Source organism: Curtobacterium sp. RIT-PI-V (assembly GCF_025642935.1).
GTDB lineage: Bacteria > Actinomycetota > Actinomycetes > Actinomycetales > Microbacteriaceae > Curtobacterium.
The window spans coordinates 45,671-62,731 of record NZ_JANZKM010000003.1 but is presented as its reverse complement, the minus strand read 5'-3'; the positions used below and the strand labels follow the sequence as shown (position 1 = coordinate 62,731).

17 protein-coding genes and 1 tRNA gene are annotated in these 17,061 nt (G+C 69.3%); 5 read left to right on the top strand and 13 right to left on the bottom strand.

Annotated features, from left to right (window positions below):
• Positions 1-89 precede the first annotated feature (89 nt).
• Complete coding sequence (locus OGL88_RS03710; protein WP_263089795.1) at positions 90-1,649, top strand: ABC transporter permease; 1,560 nt, start codon at positions 90-92, stop codon at positions 1,647-1,649.
• A 134-nt stretch (positions 1,650-1,783) separates the two neighbouring features.
• Positions 1,784-2,461 (top strand): ABC transporter ATP-binding protein, encoded by a 678-nt coding sequence (locus tag OGL88_RS03705; RefSeq protein ID WP_111084468.1) that lies wholly within the window; start codon positions 1,784-1,786, stop codon positions 2,459-2,461.
• A gap of 60 nt (positions 2,462-2,521) precedes the next feature.
• Here the strand turns inward: OGL88_RS03705 and OGL88_RS03700 are convergent, their stop codons facing one another.
• From OGL88_RS03700 to OGL88_RS03675, 6 genes are all read right to left on the bottom strand, one after another.
• Positions 2,522-3,457: a biopolymer transporter Tol gene (locus OGL88_RS03700; RefSeq protein ID WP_263089794.1), complete on the bottom strand. Its 936-nt coding sequence runs from the start codon at positions 3,455-3,457 to the stop codon at positions 2,522-2,524.
• Between the two features lie 109 nt (positions 3,458-3,566).
• Positions 3,567-4,406: a carbohydrate ABC transporter permease gene (locus OGL88_RS03695; RefSeq protein ID WP_111084253.1), complete on the bottom strand. Its 840-nt coding sequence runs from the start codon at positions 4,404-4,406 to the stop codon at positions 3,567-3,569.
• Complete coding sequence (locus tag OGL88_RS03690) at positions 4,399-5,394, bottom strand: carbohydrate ABC transporter permease (protein ID WP_263089791.1); 996 nt, start codon at positions 5,392-5,394, stop codon at positions 4,399-4,401. Before OGL88_RS03690 ends, OGL88_RS03695 begins: the two co-directional genes overlap by 8 nt.
• A 225-nt stretch (positions 5,395-5,619) precedes the next feature.
• Positions 5,620-6,921: an ABC transporter substrate-binding protein gene (locus tag OGL88_RS03685; protein ID WP_205462778.1), complete on the bottom strand. Its 1,302-nt coding sequence runs from the start codon at positions 6,919-6,921 to the stop codon at positions 5,620-5,622.
• Positions 6,922-7,025: 104 nt separating this feature from the next.
• Complete coding sequence (locus tag OGL88_RS03680; RefSeq protein WP_123938624.1) at positions 7,026-8,171, bottom strand: Gfo/Idh/MocA family protein; 1,146 nt, start codon at positions 8,169-8,171, stop codon at positions 7,026-7,028.
• Complete coding sequence (locus tag OGL88_RS03675) at positions 8,168-8,914, bottom strand: sugar phosphate isomerase/epimerase family protein (protein WP_263089787.1); 747 nt, start codon at positions 8,912-8,914, stop codon at positions 8,168-8,170. Before OGL88_RS03675 ends, OGL88_RS03680 begins: the two co-directional genes overlap by 4 nt.
• Positions 8,915-9,058: 144 nt before the next feature.
• Here OGL88_RS03675 and OGL88_RS03670 point away from each other — a divergent pair, with 144 nt between their 5' ends.
• Positions 9,059-10,270, top strand: a complete 1,212-nt coding sequence (locus tag OGL88_RS03670; protein ID WP_263089786.1) for an ROK family transcriptional regulator — start codon at positions 9,059-9,061, stop codon at positions 10,268-10,270.
• A 66-nt stretch (positions 10,271-10,336) separates the two neighbouring features.
• Positions 10,337-11,020: a YqaJ viral recombinase family protein gene (locus OGL88_RS03665; protein ID WP_123938623.1), complete on the top strand. Its 684-nt coding sequence runs from the start codon at positions 10,337-10,339 to the stop codon at positions 11,018-11,020.
• Here OGL88_RS03665 and OGL88_RS03660 read toward each other — a convergent pair.
• From OGL88_RS03660 to OGL88_RS03635, 6 genes are all read right to left on the bottom strand, one after another.
• Positions 11,017-11,625 carry a Pr6Pr family membrane protein gene (locus OGL88_RS03660; protein WP_263089783.1) on the bottom strand — a complete coding sequence of 203 codons (609 nt, stop codon included), beginning with the start codon at positions 11,623-11,625 and terminating at the stop codon, positions 11,017-11,019. The two genes, OGL88_RS03665 and OGL88_RS03660, sit on opposite strands and share 4 nt — an antisense overlap.
• A 100-nt stretch (positions 11,626-11,725) precedes the next feature.
• Positions 11,726-12,415, bottom strand: a complete 690-nt coding sequence (rplA, locus tag OGL88_RS03655; RefSeq protein ID WP_263089782.1) for a 50S ribosomal protein L1 — start codon at positions 12,413-12,415, stop codon at positions 11,726-11,728.
• Positions 12,416-12,505: 90 nt separating this feature from the next.
• Positions 12,506-12,937 carry a 50S ribosomal protein L11 gene (gene rplK, locus OGL88_RS03650; RefSeq protein ID WP_263089781.1) on the bottom strand — a complete coding sequence of 144 codons (432 nt, stop codon included), beginning with the start codon at positions 12,935-12,937 and terminating at the stop codon, positions 12,506-12,508.
• A 144-nt stretch (positions 12,938-13,081) separates the two neighbouring features.
• A complete protein-coding gene (gene nusG / locus OGL88_RS03645; protein ID WP_263089778.1) occupies positions 13,082-14,095 on the bottom strand; it encodes a transcription termination/antitermination protein NusG in 1,014 nt (337 codons plus the stop codon).
• A gap of 119 nt (positions 14,096-14,214) precedes the next feature.
• Entirely contained in the window at positions 14,215-14,478 is a 264-nt protein-coding gene (gene secE, locus OGL88_RS03640; protein WP_228504884.1) for a preprotein translocase subunit SecE, read from the bottom strand.
• 35 nt (positions 14,479-14,513) lie between these two features.
• Positions 14,514-14,586: transfer RNA gene (locus OGL88_RS03635), tRNA-Trp, on the bottom strand.
• Positions 14,587-14,766: 180 nt separating this feature from the next.
• On the opposite strand from OGL88_RS03635, the gene OGL88_RS03630 reads away from it, so the two are divergent.
• Complete coding sequence (locus OGL88_RS03630; RefSeq protein WP_263089956.1) at positions 14,767-15,948, top strand: pyridoxal phosphate-dependent aminotransferase; 1,182 nt, start codon at positions 14,767-14,769, stop codon at positions 15,946-15,948.
• Positions 15,949-16,033: 85 nt separating this feature from the next.
• On the opposite strand, the gene OGL88_RS03625 is transcribed toward OGL88_RS03630, so the two are convergent.
• Positions 16,034-17,050 carry a UDP-N-acetylmuramate dehydrogenase gene (locus tag OGL88_RS03625; protein WP_263089774.1) on the bottom strand — a complete coding sequence of 339 codons (1,017 nt, stop codon included), beginning with the start codon at positions 17,048-17,050 and terminating at the stop codon, positions 16,034-16,036.
• Between the last annotated feature and the right edge of the window lie 11 nt (positions 17,051-17,061).

Below are 17,061 nucleotides of genomic sequence, written 5' to 3'. Positions count from 1 at the left end.
ACTGACCGGCTGCCTACGTTCTCCTCCGTCGGCCCCGCCGTGCGCTCTGCACGGCCGGTGACCCCAGCCGGCCACCACCGAGGAGAACCATGTTCCTGACGTACCTCAGGCGCGAACTCACGAACCGCAAGAAGCAGACCGTCATCATCGCGATCGGCATGGCGTTGGCCATCGCCCTCGTGGTCATCGTGTCCTCGATCGCGGGCGGCGTGAAGGCGGCCCAGTCCAGCGTCCTGCAGTCCGTGTACGGCGTCGGCACCGACATCACCGTCACGAAGACGACGACCCCGAGCGCGTCGGGCTCCGGTCGGCCGAGCTTCGACTTCGGCAGCCAGAGCGGTGACGACAGCGACAGCAGCGGTTCGACCGACCTGTCGCAGTCACGGCTCGCCGTCGCCCGCGGTACGAGCACGCTGAGCGCCGCCAACCTGACCACCGTCACCGGCACCGACGGCGTCAAGGCGGCGACCGGTGTCCTGACCCTCGAGAACAGCACGTTCTCGGGTCAGGTCCAGCAGTCGACCGACGGCAGCAGCACGGACAGCAGCAGCTCCGACAGCAGCGGCACGGACAGCTCCACCCAGCAGGGTCCGCCGAGTGGCGACTCCGGCCAGGGCGGCGGCTTCGGCGGCGGCTCGTTCAACGTCGACTCGTTCACCGTGACCGGCATCCCCGTCTCGGGCGACGCCGTCGGGCCCCTGACCAGCACCGAGCTCACCAAGGGCCGCACGTTCACCGCGAAGGACGCCGGCAAGGACGTCGTCGTGCTGGATGCGTCCTACGCGAAGAGCGAGTCGAAGGCGGTCGGTGACACCGTCGACATCGGCGGCACCGACTTCGAGGTCATCGGCATCGTCACCTCGACGGGTTCGTCGTCCACGACCGGCTCGAACACCTACATCCCCCTCGACACCGCGCAGGCCCTGGCGGACCTCGACGGCAAGGTCACCTCGATCTACGTCTCCGCCGAGTCCTCGTCGGACGTCAGCACGATCAAGACCGCCCTGCAGAAGCAGCTCACCACCGCCACGGTCTCGACCGAGTCCGACCTGGCGTCGAGCGTCTCCGGTTCGCTGAGCACCGCGTCGAGCCTGGTCTCGAACCTCGGCACCTGGCTGTCGATCGTGGTGCTGGCGGCGGCGTTCCTCATCGCGATCCTCTTCACGATCTCCGGCGTCACGAGGCGCACCCGCGAGTTCGGCACCCTCAAGGCCATCGGCTGGTCGAACGGCCGCATCACCCGGCAGGTCGCGGGCGAGTCGCTCGTGCAGGGCCTGATCGGCGGCGTCCTCGGCGCAGCGGCCGGCCTGATCGGCATCCTCGTGGTGAACATCATCAGCCCGACCATCTCGGCGAGCGCCTCGAGCACGACCGGTGGCGGCGGCGCGGGTGGCGGCGGCGGCATGCCCGGTGGCGCGGCGACCGCGGCCGCGGGTAGCGGCACGACGGGCGGCGCCCCGGCCGGCGGCTTCGGCGGCGGCGCGAGCACCGCGTCGACGACCGACGTGGTCCTGCACGCCCCGGTGACCGTCGAGGTCATCCTGCTGGCGATCGGCCTCGCGATCCTCGGTGGCCTCATCGCCGGCGCACTCGGCGGCTGGCGCGCGAGCAAGCTCCGTCCGGCCGAGGCACTGCGGAGCGTGGCCTGATGCCCGGCCCCGCCACCGGCGCGGTGCCGACCGCCGGACCCGCACCGACCCCGAGCACGCGACCAGAAGGAGTGACCGTGACCAGCACCGACACCGCACCCGGCCAGGCGGAGGCGAGCCGCGCCTCCAGTCCGATGTACCGGCTGACCAACGTCAGCAAGACGTACAAGCAGAAGAACCGCACCGTCACCGCCCTGACGAACGTGGACCTGACGATCCCGCAGGGACAGCTCGTGGCGATCCAGGGGCCGACCGGCGGCGGCAAGTCGACGCTGCTGCAGATGCTCGGGGCACTCGACCGGCCGACGGCCGGCTCGATCCACCTCGGCGGCGACCGCGACGTGGCGAAGCTCGGCGACCGTGCGCTGACCGACCTGCGGGCGACGGAGATCGGCTTCGTGTTCCAGAGCTTCAACCTCATCCCGACGCTGACGGCGCTCGAGAACGTCGAGACGGCGTTCGCGGGGTCACTCGCGAACCGAGCACGTTCGGAGATCCGCGAGCGGGCCACGGCTGCGCTCCGCGAGGTCGGGCTCGGCGAGCGGATGGAGCACCTGCCGGCCGAGCTCTCCGGCGGGCAGCAGCAGCGCGTCGCGATCGCCCGTGCCCTGGTGAAGAACCCCAGCGTGCTGCTGGCGGACGAACCGACCGGTGCGCTCGACGAGGGCACCCGCGACGAGATCATGGGGCTCATCGAGAAGCAGTGGAAGGAACGCGGGCTGACGGTCGTCATCGTCACGCACGACTCGTGGGTGGCGAAGCGGGCCGAGCGTCGCCTGCACCTCAAGCAGGGGCAGGTACGCGAGGTCTGAGGTGACCCGAGTCTCGCGGTGGGCGACAGTCCTCGTGGCCACGAGCCCGAGGACTGTCGCTCAGTCCGAGTCTCGACCCACGGGGTAGTCGCAGTAGGCGAACCACCGCGAGTCCGGCGACCACGGCGGCACGTTGACCGTGCCCTGGCCGCCGTCGAGCACGACGAGGGTCTCCGGCACCGGCATGATCCGGGCGCCGCGGACGAGCACCCCGGGCAGCCGCCGCAGCTCCACGCGCTGGTCGGCCGGGTGGCCCTGCACCCCCGGCTCGTACGACAGGTAGAGCAGGTGCTCCCCGTCCGGCGAGAGGTGCGGGAACCAGTTCACCCGGTCGTCGTTCGTGATCCGGACCGGGTCGGTCGCCCCTGGCCACAGCGCGACGAGCTGCGCGGTGCCCGGTGTGAACCGCTCCGAGTTCCACACGAGCACCTCGCCCGCGAACGAGACGCCGTCGTCGGGGTGCTCGTCGCGGGTCAGGAACGTCGGGTCCCCGGTGGCCGGGTCGACGAGTGCGACGTCGGTGGTCCAGACGCCCTCCTCGGTGCGCTCACCGACGATCGCCGCGAGGGTCTCCCCGTCCGGGGAGATGCCGTGCAGGTAGAACTTCCGGACGACCGGCAGCGCGGTGGTCACGTCGGTGAGGGTCGCCGCCGCTCCGCCGGCCGGCACGGGCACCCGGTACAGGTCCCCGTCGCGGCCGCTCACCACGACGGAGTTGCCCGAGGGGTCGAGCACGTGGTCGTTGTTGATCTCGGGGACGCCGGGCATCGGCACCGGCACGAGCGCGGTCTCGTCGAGCACCTGCCCGCCGTGCTCGAGGAGCCAGAGGTCGCCGTCGCCGTTCAGCAGGATCGTGCCGTCGTCGAGCACGTTCGGCGCCTCGACGAGCACCGTGCTCGACTCGAACACCAGCCGCGAAGTCCGCGACTCGAGGTCGTGGACGTGCACCCGGCTGGTCTGTCCTGGCAGCAGCTGCCGCCCACGCGCTCCACTCATGCGCCCCATCCTGCCCGGAACGACGAGACTCGGGCTGAGCGACGTCGCTCGTGCTCGATGGCACGAGGACTGTCGCCCAGCCCGAGTCTCGGGGCCGGGGTGCGACCGGCTACTTCACCGCACCGGCGGTCAGACCGGCGACGAACTGGCGCTGCACGATGAGGAACGCGATCACCACGGGGATGGACACGACCAGGGACGCGGCCATGATCTGGTTCCAGTACACGTTCGTCTGCGTCGAGTACTGCTGCAGACCGACCGCCAGGGTCTGCCCGTCGCCGTTGGTCATGACCGAGGCGAAGAGCACCTCGCCCCAGGCCGTCATGAACGAGTAGATGCCGACCGCGACCAGCCCCGGGCGGGCCGAGGGCAGGATGACCCGGAACAGGGCCCCCATCGGGCCGGAACCGTCGACCATCGCAGCCTCGTCGAGCTCACGCGGGATGGTCTCGAAGTAGCCGGCGAGCATCCAGATCGAGAACGGGAGCGTGAACGTCAGGTACGTGATGATCAGGCCGGTCCAGCTGCCGACGAGCTGGATGCCGAGCGAGTTCCCGAGGTTCGTGAAGATGAGGAACAGCGGGAGCAGGAACAGCACGCCGGGGAACATCTGGGTGGAGAGCACCGCGGTGGTGAAGGTGCTCTTGCCCTTGAAGTTCCAGCGCGAGACACCGTAGGCGGCGAACGTCGCGATGATCAGCGAGAACACCGTGGCGACCGTGCAGACGACGAGCGAGTTCACGAAGTACTTGCCGAGCGGCACCGTCGACCACATGTCGATGAACGGCTGGATGGTGATGTTGGTCGGGATCCACGTGAAGTCGTTCTGCACGTCACCGAGCGGCTTGATGGCCGTGGTGATCATCACGTAGAGGGGCACGACCGTGAACAGGGTCAGGATGACCAGGGTCACGACCTTGAAGGACTTGGCGCCGAATGTCTCACGCACGGACGGACCTCCGGTTGGTCACGGCGAGGTAGATGCCGGTGACGATGAGCAGGAAGATGAGGAGCAGGACGCTCATCGCGGCACCGGAGCCGAAGTTCCAGGTGATGAAGGACGCGTTGTAGATGTGGAAGCTGAGCAGGTCCGCGGCCGGGGGCTGTGCGGTCGAGCCGAACAGCACGAACGGCGTGTTGAAGTCGTTGAACGTCCAGAGGAACATCACGAGCACGAGCGTCACGTTGACCGGGCGGACCATCGGCAGCGTGATCGAGCGCCACTGCCGGAACGGCTTCGCACCGTCGACCGAGGCGGCTTCGTACACGTCGTTCGGCACGGACTGCAGTCCGGCCATCAGCATCAGGAACGCGAAGGGCCAGGTCTTCCAGATCGCCACGACGACGACGGAGACGAAGGCGTTCGAGCCGATCAGCCAGAACGGGCCGGTGCCGTTGAACAGGTGCAGCTGGTCGACCAGGACGTGGTTCACCGCGCCCGAGTCACGCTGGAACATGAACTTCCAGGTGATGATGCCGGCGTACATCGGCAGCGCGTACGGCACGAGGAACAGGGTGCGGAACAGACCGCGACCCCTGAACGGCTTCTGCAGCGCGACCGCGGCCGCCATGCCGAAGGTCCAGGAGAGGCCGACGACCAGCACCGTGAACCCGCAGGTGATTAGGAAGGAGTGCAGGACGCCCTTGCCGATCGCCTGGTCGAAGTCGACGACGACCGAGTAGTTGCGCAGTCCCGCGAAGGGTGCAGCGCCCCAGTTGGCGATGAAGTACTTGGTGAGCTGGATGAACGAGATCCAGATGCCGGTGAGCATCGGGACGATGTGGATGAGCAGCTCGAACAGGATGGCCGGCGCGACGAGCGCGTAGGGCAGCCAGTTGGTCTTGCGCTTGCGACCTGGCGGACGGCCCGACAGCGTCGAGCCCTTCGTGTGCGTCAGGTCGATGCGCTCCGCATCGGGCAGGACCGTCGTGGACATGGGCGGGGGCCTTTCGGCAGGAGGGGGTTCGGGTGCTTCGCACCCCGGTCCGTGGCAGCGGACGGGAGGCACGGCGTGCGTGAGGCGGGACGCTCACTGCCGGCGGATGGCCGGCTCTGGGGCTGTGGGGCCGGTGACGACCTGCCCCGGCGCGTCCGGCTGTGGACGCGAGGGGTGGAGGCCCGGGGGCGTCCTTGCGGACGCGCCCCGGTCCTCCTGGCTGGATCAGCCGTTCGCCTGGGACACCTGGTCCTGGGCGGTCTGCAGCGCGGTCTTGATGTCGCTGTCGGACACGGTGCCGCCGGTGGCGATCTTGGCGAACATGTCGTTCATCGCCTTGCCGACGGTGGACTCGAACTGGTCCTCGGCGGGGACCAGCGGGAGGGGCTTGGCCTTGTTGTTGTAGATGTCGAGGAACGTCTTCGTCTGCTCGTCGGTGACCGAGTCAGCCGCGGCGGCGAGCACCGGGAGGGCCGAGTACGGCTTGTCGAGCGTGGTCTGCGTGTCCGCGCTCGTCATGTACTTGACGAACTTGAGCGCGCCGTCCTTGTTCTTCGTGTTCTTGAAGATCGACAGGTTGATGCCGGCCGGGAACGACGCGATGTCCTCGCCGTCAGCGGTGGTCGGGAACGGCACCACGCCGAACTCGTCCGTCTTCATGCCCTGCGAGGTGATCGTCGCGTTCGCGTTGTTCTGCGTCAGCATCATCGCGGCCTTGCCGTTCGCGAAGTCCGAGACGGCCTGCGTGCCGTTGTCGTACTGCGCGTTCGAGGTGTTGACGACCTTGTCGGACTGCATCAGGTCGAGGTAGCGCTTGATGCCGTCGACGTTCGCCTTGTCGGTGAAGGTCGGCTTGCCGTCCTTGTCGAACCACTCGCCACCGTTCTGCGCCGAGGTGATGAACGCGAAGTGCGAGTTCTCGGTGTACGAACCACCGGCGATGGTGAAGCCGTACTTGCCGCCGGTGGTGAGCTTCTTGGCGTCCGCCGTGAGGTCTTCCCACGTGGTCGGTGCCTCGAGGCCGGCGTCCTTGAACATGGACTTGTTGTAGTACAGGCCGTACGCGAGGCCGTAGAGCGGGACGCTCGTGACGGTCTTGCCGGGGGCGCCACCGGTGGAGAGCGCGACCTTGCCGAACTTGTCGGCACCGCCGATCGCCTTCATCTCGGAGTCGCCGTACTCCTGGAACGCACCGGTCGCCTGGAGCGAGGTGGCCCAGGTGTTGCCGATGTTGACGACGTCCGGGCCCTGGCCCGAGGTGACGGCGGTCTGGATCTTCGTCTGCAGGTCGTTCCAGCCGATGACCTGGAGGTCGACCTTGATCCCGGTCTCCTTCGTGAACTCCTTGAGGACGGGGGTCAGCACCTCCTTGTCGTTCTGGAGCGACGTGCCCTGGTTGGACGCCCAGTAGGTGAGCGTCTTGGAGTCGCCGGAGGAACCGGACGATCCGGAGGAGCAGGCTGCGAGGCCGGTCACGGTGAGTGCGGCGGCCGCGGTGATGGCCAGTGCGCGGATGGCAGTGCGCATGACTCTCTACTTTCTCGTCGTTGAGATGGTGCAGGGATGGTGCAGGGGTGGTGCGGGGTGGAACGTCGGGTGCTGCTGTGGTGTGCGGGGCGGATCCGAGCCGGTCAGGCCAGGGTCTGCTCCGCGGGGTCCCAACCCTCGGGGAGGGTCTGGGAGGGCGACACGGTGCTCTCGACGAGCACCGCCTCGCCACGTTCTGCCGCCTCGGCGATGGAGACCATCACGTCGAGGACGTGGAAGGCGAGGGCACCGGGGACACGGTTCTCGTCGCCTGCGCGGAGCGAGCGGGCGAGGTCGACCACGCCGGTGCCGCGCGAGTAGGTGGAGCCGACCGCGGGGATCGTCTCGGGCTCCTCGGCGCCGAGCGCGTACAGCTCGGTGTCGCCGTCGAAGTTGTTCGGGTCCGGGAAGACGACGGTGCCGGTCTCGCCCGCGATCTCGACGACGCCCGTGCGGCCGCGGTCCGACTCGAACGAGAAGACGCTCTGCGCGCTCCCGCCGTCCTCGAACTCGATCAGCGCGGAGTGGTTCGTCGGGACGTCGACGGGGAACTCGGTGCCCGCCTTCGGGCCGGAGCCGATCGTGCGCGTGGCGCGGGACTTCGACGCCGTCGCCGTGACCTTCTTCACCGGGCCGAACGTCTGCACCAGGGTGGTGATGTAGTACGGGCCGATGTCGAACAGCGGGCCGGCACCGTACGCGAAGAGGAACTCGGGGCTCGGGTGCCAGGACTCCGGGCCGGGGCTCTGGAAGAGCGTCAGGCCGTTGAGCGGCTTGCCGATGCGGCCGTCGCGGATGGTGCGGAGCGCGGTCTGCAGGCCGGCACCGAGGAAGGTGTCGGGTGCGACGCTGACGGTCTTGCCCGCGGCGCGTGCGGCGTCACGGAGTTCGGTCGCGCTCTCGCGGTCGAGGGCGTAGGGCTTCTCGCCCCACACGTGCTTGCCGGCGGCGAGGACCTGCAGGGCGACCTCGACGTGGGCGGCCGGGATCGTGAGGTTGACGACGATCTCGATGTCGTCGTCGGCCAGGAGCTCCTCGACGGTGCCCGACCCGGCGACGCCCCACTTCTCGGCCTGGGCGGCTGCGCGCGGCAGGTCGATGTCGGCGATGAAGCGGACCTCGACGTCGGGGAAGACGGTGAGGTTCGACAGGTACTGGTCGGAGATGACCCCGGCGCCGATGACGCCGACGCCGACGCGGCCGGTCCGGGTGCTGCTGTCGAGGGCGGTGGACGCCGTGGTGTCGGTCATGCGCGGACCCCCTCGAGGAACGTGTAGGAGTCGGCGACCGCCTGGAAGACGTCGCCCTCGTGGCCGTCGAGCTCGACGACGTGGAGTGCGTCGGGTGCGGCGGCGAGGATCTCGCGGATCGGCATGATGCCGTTGCCCACGGCGACCTGCTTGTCGTCGTCGTGCGAGCCGTCGCCGTCCTTGACGTGCAGGAACTCGATCTTGTCGCCGTACTTGCCGATGATCGCCACCGGGTCGTCACCGCCGACCGTGACCCAGTAGGTGTCGAGCTCGAGCACGACGTCGTCGGACAGGGCGTCGGCGAAGACCTCGTAGGCGCTGACGCCGTCGATGCGGTTTGAGAACTCGAACGCGTGGTTGTGGTAGCCGAGGACCAGGCCGTGGTCGGCGGCGCGGGGGGCGAGGGCGCTCAGTTCGCGGGCGATGGCCTCGACGTCCTCGCGGGTGGTCCAGCGGGCCTCGTCGATGTGCGGGTCGATCAGGGTGCCGAGTCCGACGGTGACGCTCGCGTGGAAGATCCGCTCGAGGTCCTGCTCGCCGGCGTCCAGCAGTCGTGCGTGTCCGCTCGGGGCGGCGAGGCCGGCGTCGCGCAGCGCGGCGGCGAGTTCGTCGGCGTTGTCGACGAAGCCGAAGGCCTCGACGTTCGTGTAGCCGATGTCGGCGATGCGCTGGAGCGTGCCGGGCAGGTCGGCCGAGAGGGCGTCGCGGACGGTGTAGAGCTGAACCGAGATCGGTTGGGTCACCAGGGGTTCTCCTCGTCGAGATGGTGCGGTCGTCACTGACCGAGCGTCACACTATGACCACTTCTGTCGGCGGTCAAGCAGAAGTTCGTGGAAGGTCGACGAACTTCGTTGCGTGGCGCGTTCGATGTGTGCTTCACTCCCCCCATGGTCGACTTGACTCGGACGGCAGCGTCGCCTCCGGTCGGGACGAGCGAGCTCTTCCAGATCCTCCGCGACAGCGTGCCGCGGACCCGGGCCGAGCTCGCCGCACTGACAGGACTCGCACGCTCCACCATCGGCGTGCGCCTGGACGCCCTCATCGAGGTCGGTCTCGTCGGCCCCGTCGACACCGCCGTCTCCACCGGAGGACGGCCGCCGGCCCAGGTCGCGCTGAAGCCCCGCGCCCGACTCGTGATCGCCGCCGACCTCGGCGCCTCGCACGGCCGTGTCGCCGTCACCGACCTGGTCGCCGCCCCGCTCGCCACCCGCGAAGCACGCATCGACATCGCCGCCGGCCCGGTGGAGACCCTGTCGTGGCTGGTCGCCACCATCGACGAGCTGCTCGACGAGGTCGGCCGCGCCCGACAAGACGTCATCGCCATCGGCATCGGCGTGCCCGGTCCGGTCGAGTTCTCGACCGGACGCCCGGCGAACCCGCCGATCATGCCCGGGTGGGACGGCTTCGACGTGCCGTCGTGGCTCCGCCAGCACATCGCAGCGCACGTCCTGCTCGACAACGACGTGAACATCGCGGCCCTCGGCGAACGGGAGCACGGCTGGCCCGACGTCGACCACCTGTTGTTCGTCAAGGTCGCCACCGGCATCGGGTCCGGCATCGTGTCGGACGGCGCGCTGCAACGCGGCGCCCAGGGCACCGCCGGTGACATCGGCCACGTGCGGGTGTCCCGCGCCGGCGACGTCCCCTGCCACTGCGGCAACACCGGGTGCCTCGAGGCGGTCGCGTCCGGTCCGGCGATCGCCCGTGCCCTGCGTGCGAAGGGGCACGACGCCCACACCGGCGCCGACGTGCTGGACCTGGTGAACCGGTCCGACCTCGACGCGATCTACGCCGTCCGACAGGCGGGCCGCGACATCGGTGAGGTCCTCGCCACCTGCGTCTCGCTCATGAACCCGTCGGTCATCGTCCTGGGCGGCTCGATCACGCAGGCCGGGGAGCACCTGCTCGCCGGCGTCCGCGAGGTCGTCTACTCGCGGTCGATGCCGCTCGCCACCGAACACCTCGTCATCGCCCAGTCGCGAGCGGGGTCGCTCGCCGCGCTGCAGGGCGCAGCGGCACTCGCGATCGGCTACGCACTCTCCCCCGCCGGGGTCGACGAGCTGGTCGCGTACGCCGAGGGTCGCGAGCTGGTCTCCTGACGCACACGCCGCACTCGTGAGCGCGTCGGATTCGGTCCTGCCGGTGGTCGGGGGGAGAATCGTCGGGTGACGATCGTGCAGCCCACCCTGTGGGGCGACCTGGACCCCGGACTGGAGGAGCTGTCTGCCTCCGCCACGCCGGCTGCGGTCCCCGGGCGCGACGCGTTCACCGCCCTGCGCGGCCACACCGAGCGGATCGTCGCGCACTCCTCGGACCGCTTCGCCTGGCTCCGCGCGCGCGCCGCGGGCATCACCGCGACCGACGTCGCGCGGCTCGCCTCGCTGCACGCGGTCGAGGCCGTCGTCACCGAGAAGCGCTACGGCTCACGGTTCTCCGGCAACGCGTTCACCGAGCACGGCAAGGACCGCGAGCCCCACATCGCCGCCTGGGTCGCGGCCACGCACGGCATCCAGCCCTCGGCGCACCTGTTCCACGCCGCTGCGAACCGGGCGCACCTCGCCACCCCGGACGGCGTCGGGGTCCAGGGGTCGCGGGTGGTGCTCGCCGAGATCAAGACCACCGCGAAGGGCTGGCGGAGCATCCCCCGGCACTACCTGCGGCAGATCTGGTGGCAGCAGTACGTCCTCGGTGCCGATCGCACCCTGTTCGTCTGGGAGCGCCACGACGGCTTCGTCCCCGTCGCCGACGAGCCCGAGTGCCGCTGGGTCGACCGCGACGACGACCAGATCCGAGGGCTCGTGCAGCTCGCCGACCTGGTGCTCGACAAGCTGCGCGACTTCCGTTCCTAGACCTTGACGAGCCGCAGCCGACTCATCCCCACGACCAGGACGCCGAGCAACCCGATCGAGACGCCCACGCCGACGCAGTAGATCGCCACGACGCCGTAGCCCTGCGCGGGGTCGAGGAACGGGTACGGCACCCAGCCGTCGGTCGCGCCACGGATCAGGATGACGATCGTCCACACCGCGGGGTAGACCAAGAACCACCAGACGTGGCGGAGGAGCAGCTTCGACCGGTCCGAGAACAGCAGCCAGTCGAGGACCGCGTACGCGGGGATGACCTTGTGCAGCACGTCGTTCGACCACTGGACGTTCGCCGACACGTCGACGTTCGTCAGCAGGGTGTTGTAGACGATCCCGGTCGTGGCGATGTAGACCGTGCCGGCGCCCCGGAGCAGGCTCACCCGCAGGTCCCCACGCTTGCGGCGGGCCGAGGCGACGAGGGTCACCGCCAGGGCCACGGCGATGATGACGTTCGACTGGATCGTGAAGTAGCCGAAGAAGTTCCACGGGTTGTACACGTCGGTCTTCGAGCTGACGAGCCACTGGGCAACGATCGCGACGACGACGGCGATGACGGCGATCAACCGGAGCGAGTTGACGAAGGTGCGCACGACACCACGCTACCGGGACGCGCGCGCCTGCATGCGAGAAAGGCCCGCACCGTTACCGGTGCGGGCCCCTCCGTGAGTCAGTGACTCGGAGTCAGTGGACTCAGATGCTGTTGACGTCCAGCGGGATGCCGGGACCGAAGGTCGTCGAGACGGCGCCCTTCATGACGTAACGGCCCTTCGAGGAACTCGGCTTGAGGCGGTTGATCTCCTCGAGCGCGGTCGAGATGTTCTCGTCGAGCTGCTCCGGCGTGAACGAGGCCTTGCCGACGACGAAGTGCACGTTGGCGTGCTTGTCGACGCGGAACTCGATCTTGCCGCCCTTGATGTCGTTGACGGCCTGCGCCACGTTCGGGGTCACGGTGCCGGTCTTCGGGTTCGGCATGAGGCCACGCGGGCCGAGCACCTTGCCGAGACGACCGACCTTGCCCATGAGCTCGGGCGTCGCGACGGCGGAGTCGAAGGCGGTGTAGCCCTCGGCGACCTTCGCGATGAGCTCGTCGCCACCGACCTCGTCGGCGCCGGCTGCGATCGCGGCCTCGGCCGCTGCACCCGTCGCGAACACGATGACGCGGGCGGTCTTGCCCGTGCCGTGCGGCAGGATGACCGTGCCGCGGACCATCTGGTCCGCCTTGCGCGGGTCGACGCCGAGCTTCAGCGCGACCTCGACCGTGGAGTCGGTCTTCGAAGAGCCGGTCTCCTTGGCCAGGGCGACTGCCTCGGTCGGGGTGTAGAACTTGTCGGCCTCGATCTTCGCGGCCGCGGCTTCGTAGGCCTTGGACTTCTTCGCCATGGTGGTCTCCTTGCGAGATACGTGGTTGACGAGCCGGCGCGGCTCTCCCACGGAAAGGTGTCTGGGTGTGGGCCGGAGCCCGATCGGTGCTTAGGCCTCGACCGTGATGCCCATCGAGCGTGCGGTGCCGGCGATGATCTTCGCGGCCTGCTCGACGTCGTTGGCGTTCAGGTCGGCCTGCTTGGTCTCGGCGATCTGACGGACCTGGTCCATCGAGATCTTCGCGACCTTGACCGTGTGCGGGGTCGCGGACCCCTTCTGCACACCAGCAGCCTTCTTGATGAGCTCAGCGGCCGGCGGCGTCTTGAGGACGAACGTGAACGAACGGTCCTCGTAGACGGTGATCTCGACCGGCACGACGTTGCCACGCTGCGACTCGGTCGCCGCGTTGTACGCCTTGCAGAACTCCATGATGTTGACGCCGTGCTGACCGAGTGCCGGACCGATCGGCGGGGCCGGGTTGGCGGCTCCCGCGTTGATCTGCAGCTTGATCAGGCCCGTGACCTTCTTCTTCGGTGCCATGACTTGTCTTCCTCCTGGAATCGAACGCACGGGGATCCGTGCACTCTCCCGCTGGTCCGGCCGTTCCGGACCGCGGTGAAGGCCCACACGCACGAAGCGTGCGGGCCCAAACTCGATGAGTCTACCCGAACGGGCAGACCTGGACTAGAGCTTCGTGACCTGGTCGAAGCTGAGCTCGACCGGGGTCTCGCGCTCGAACAGCGAGACGAGGACGGTGAGCTTGCCGCTCTCCGGCTTGATCTCGGAGATCGAACCCGGCAGGCCCGCGAACGAGCCTTCCTTGATGGTGATCGTCTCGCCGACCTCGAAGTCGACCTCGGCAGCGGGCTGCGCCTGCAGGGAACCGCCGGACTTCGAGCCACCCTTGGTCGGGGCGGCCTCGGCGACCTGCACGAGGGACTTGAGCATGCCGAACGCCTCGTCGAAACGGAGCGGCGTCGGGTTGTGGGCGTTGCCGACGAAGCCGGTGACACCGGGGGTGTGCCGGACGACGGACCACGAGTCCTCGTTGAGGTCCATGCGGACGAGCACGTACGAGGGGATCCGGACACGGGTGACCAGCTTGCGCTGCCCGTTCTTGATCTCGACGACGTCCTCCATCGGGACCTCGACCTGGTAGATCGACTCCTCCATCGACATCGACACCATGCGGTTCTCGATGTTCGACTTCACGCGGCGCTCGAAGCCCGCGTAGGAGTGGATGACGTACCACTTGCCCGGCTTCATCCGCAGCTCGACCTTGAAGGCCTCGTACGGGTCGACCTCGGCCTCTTCGGCGTCGTCGTCCTCGGCGTCGATCGCTTCGTCGGCGGCGAGGGTCTCGTTCGCCGCTTCGGCGGTCTCGGACTCGAGTTCGATCTCCTCCTCGTCCTCGACGGCCTCGACGGCGGCATCGGCCTCGTCAGCGGAGTCGATCTCGAGGGCGTCCTCGACGACGGCGTCGGCCTCGGGGTCCTTGGACTCCTGCAGTGCCGTCAGCTCCTCGTCGATGCCGAGGGACTCGTCGTCCTCGGACTCGACGGAGATCGCGCGCTCCTCGGCGGACTCGGCGGAGCGCTCCTCGCCGGTCTCGACGTCGCCTTCCTGGTTCTCCTCGACCTCGGAGGACTGCTCGGCAGCCGTCGCGAGGTCGATGTCGTCGCGGGAGTAGTCAGACACAGTCGATTCTTTCCGTTCGGTGGTGCGGGTCGGGATGGCGGACGGTCCTGGTCACGAACGGCACCGTCTCGGGCGACCGTACTCCAGTGGACTGCCGCACTCGGCAGTCGACGTCCGGGTCAGGCCGTGGGCCCGTTGCCGAAGACGTACCCGACGCCGAGACCGAACACGAAGTCGAGGATCGACACCAGGATCATCATCACGACGACGAAGACGAGCACGACCAGCGTGTAGCTGAAGAGCTCCTTGCGGGTCGGGGTCACGACCTTGCGCAGTTCGCCGATCACCTGACGGATGAAGAGCACGATGGCAGCGATCGGACCCCGGCGCTCGGCCCGGTCCTGCTTCGCCTTGGCGACGACGTCGTCCGCCGTCGTCTCCATGTCTTTGCTCGCCAACTTCTACCCTTCCAGAGTTGCAGGGCGGACAGGACTCGAACCTGCAACCTGCGGTTTTGGAGACCGCTGCTCTACCAATTGAGCCACCGCCCTTCAGAGCACGTCCGTCACCGATCGTGTTCCGGTGGTCGAGTGTACGGGAGTCCGTCACACGGTGTCCACTTGGCCCCCTCCACGGCGTGCCGCGCCGATAGGCTGGCACCCGTGAGCACCGCAGCCCCCGGCCCCGAGTCCACCGCAACCCCCGCCGCCGCGCCGACCGATCGGCCGCGCATCGCGTCCCGCATCGCGGCGATCGCCGAGTCCGCGACGCTCAAGGTCGACGCGAAGGCCAAGGCCCTGAAGGCCGCGGGCCGACCCGTCATCTCCTTCGCCGCCGGCGAGCCCGACTTCGCCACGCCCGACCACGTGGTCGCCGCCGCGGTCGAGGCCGCACAGGACCCGAAGAACCACCGGTACACGCCGGCGACCGGCCTGCCGGAGCTGAAGCAGGCCATCGCCGAGAAGACCGCACGCGAGTCCGGCATCACCGTCGAGCCGTCGCGGGTGATCGTCACCAACGGCGGCAAGCAGGCCGTCTACCAGGCGTTCCAGACGATCGTCGACGCCGGCGACGAGGTCCTGCTCCCCGCCCCGTACTGGACCACCTACCCCGAGGCCATCCGCCTGGCCGGTGGCGAGCCGGTCGAGGTCTTCGCCGGCAGCGACCAGGGCTACCTTGTCACGGTCGAGCAGCTCGAGGCCGCGCGCACCCCGAAGACGAAGGCGCTGCTGTTCTGCTCGCCGTCGAACCCGACCGGCGCCGTGTACACCGCCGAGCAGACCAAGGCCATCGGCGAGTGGGCACTCGAGCACGGCATCTGGGTGATCAGCGACGAGATCTACCAGGACCTCGTGTACGACGGACTGCGGTTCACCGGCATCCTCGACGCCGTGCCGGCCCTCGCCGACACCACGATCCTGGTCAACGGCGTCGCGAAGACCTACGCGATGACCGGCTGGCGCGTCGGCTGGTTCATCGGTCCGGTCGACGCGGTCAAGGCCGCGTCGAACCTGCAGTCGCACCTGTCGTCGAACGTCTCCAACGTGTCCCAGCGCGCCGCGATCGCCGCCCTGACCGGGCCGCAGGAGCCGGTGGCGGCCATGCGCGACGCCTTCGACCGCCGTCGGCAGGCCATCGTCGCCGGGCTCAACGCGATCCCGGGCTTCGTCACGCCGACCCCGCAGGGCGCCTTCTACGTCTACCCGGACGTCACCGCACTGCTCGGTCGTGAGTGGGCGGGCTCAACCCCGACGACGACCCTCGAGCTGGCCGACCTGATCCTCGAGCACGCCGAGGTCGCAGTCGTCCCGGGCGAGGCCTTCGGCCCCTCCGGGTACCTGCGCCTGTCGTACGCCCTCGGCGACGACGACATCGCCGAGGGCGTGGCCCGCCTGGCGGAGTTCTTCGCGTAACCCCGCCCCACGCAGAACGGGCCGCCTCGTCGAGGTGGCCCGTTCTGCGTTCCGGGAGGCCCGTGGCCGGGTCGTGCCAGTGGGTTCAGTCGAGCAGGTCCCCGACCACGACGGGCTCCGGCACGAGCGACACCCCGAAGCGGTTCAGGACCGTGACCTGCACGTACCGTGCGAGCTCGGCCACCTGGGCCGCCGTCGCGCCGCCACGGTTGGTCAGGGCCAGGGTGTGCTTCGACGAGATCGCCGCACGCGACCCCGGTACGGCGTAGCCACGGTGCACCCCCGCGTGCTCGATGAGCCAGGCCGCGCTGAGCTTGACGTCGTCGCCCGCCGGCCACCGTGGCGCGTCGGCGGGGAGGGTCTCGGCGAAGGCAGCGGAGACGATCGGGTTCGTGAAGAACGATCCGGCGCTCCAGGTGTCCCGGTCGTCGGCGTCGAGCACCATGCCCTTCGAGGCGCGGAGGCGCAGGACCTCGTCGCGGACCGTCGTGGGTTCCACGAGGGCACCGAGGGACACTCCGAGCGAACCGGCGAGCTGGGCGTACCGCACCGGGACACCGTGTTCACCCGCTGCACCGAGTCGGAACTCGACCGTCAGCACGACACCACGGCGTCCGTGCTTGAGGGTCGACGTGCGGTAGCCGAGCGCCAGCTCGGCCGCGGGCACCCACGTGCGCTCCCCCGTGGCCGCATCGAGGAACTCGACCCGGGTGAGCACGTCGGAGAGCTCGACCCCGTAGGCGCCGATGTTCTGCACGGGGGCGGCGCCGACGGTGCCCGGGATGCCGCTGAGGGCCTCCAGGCCGGTCCAGCCGTTCGCGACGGTGGTGGCGACGAACGCGTCCCAGGGTTCGCCGGCCGCGACGCGGACGGTGACGCCGTCGGCGTCCGTGTCGGCGTCCACCCCCGCGGTGCGGACCAGGACGACGGTGCCGTCGAAGCCGGAGTCGGCGACCAGCACGTTGCTGCCGCCGCCGAGGACCAGCCACTCGTGGTCGTCCCACGCGGAGCGCGTGTGGTCGACGAGCTCGTCGGTCGTCGTGGCCGTGAGCAGCCGCGCGGCCGGCCCGCCGACGCCGAGCGTCGTGAGGTCGGCGAGCACCGGCTCGTGCA

Coding starts and splice junctions, on each gene's coding strand:
- OGL88_RS03670 (WP_263089786.1), top strand. CDS start 9,059: ATGGTCGACTTGACTCGGACGGCAGCGTCGCCTCCGGTCGGGACGAGC.
- rplK (WP_263089781.1), bottom strand. CDS start 12,937: ATGGCACCGAAGAAGAAGGTCACGGGCCTGATCAAGCTGCAGATCAAC.
- OGL88_RS03680 (WP_123938624.1), bottom strand. CDS start 8,171: ATGACCGACACCACGGCGTCCACCGCCCTCGACAGCAGCACCCGGACC.
- OGL88_RS03690 (WP_263089791.1), bottom strand. CDS start 5,394: ATGTCCACGACGGTCCTGCCCGATGCGGAGCGCATCGACCTGACGCAC.
- OGL88_RS03700 (WP_263089794.1), bottom strand. CDS start 3,457: ATGAGTGGAGCGCGTGGGCGGCAGCTGCTGCCAGGACAGACCAGCCGG.
- OGL88_RS03705 (WP_111084468.1), top strand. CDS start 1,784: ATGTACCGGCTGACCAACGTCAGCAAGACGTACAAGCAGAAGAACCGC.
- rplA (WP_263089782.1), bottom strand. CDS start 12,415: ATGGCGAAGAAGTCCAAGGCCTACGAAGCCGCGGCCGCGAAGATCGAG.
- OGL88_RS03710 (WP_263089795.1), top strand. CDS start 90: ATGTTCCTGACGTACCTCAGGCGCGAACTCACGAACCGCAAGAAGCAG.
- secE (WP_228504884.1), bottom strand. CDS start 14,478: ATGGAGACGACGGCGGACGACGTCGTCGCCAAGGCGAAGCAGGACCGG.
- OGL88_RS03685 (WP_205462778.1), bottom strand. CDS start 6,921: ATGCGCACTGCCATCCGCGCACTGGCCATCACCGCGGCCGCCGCACTC.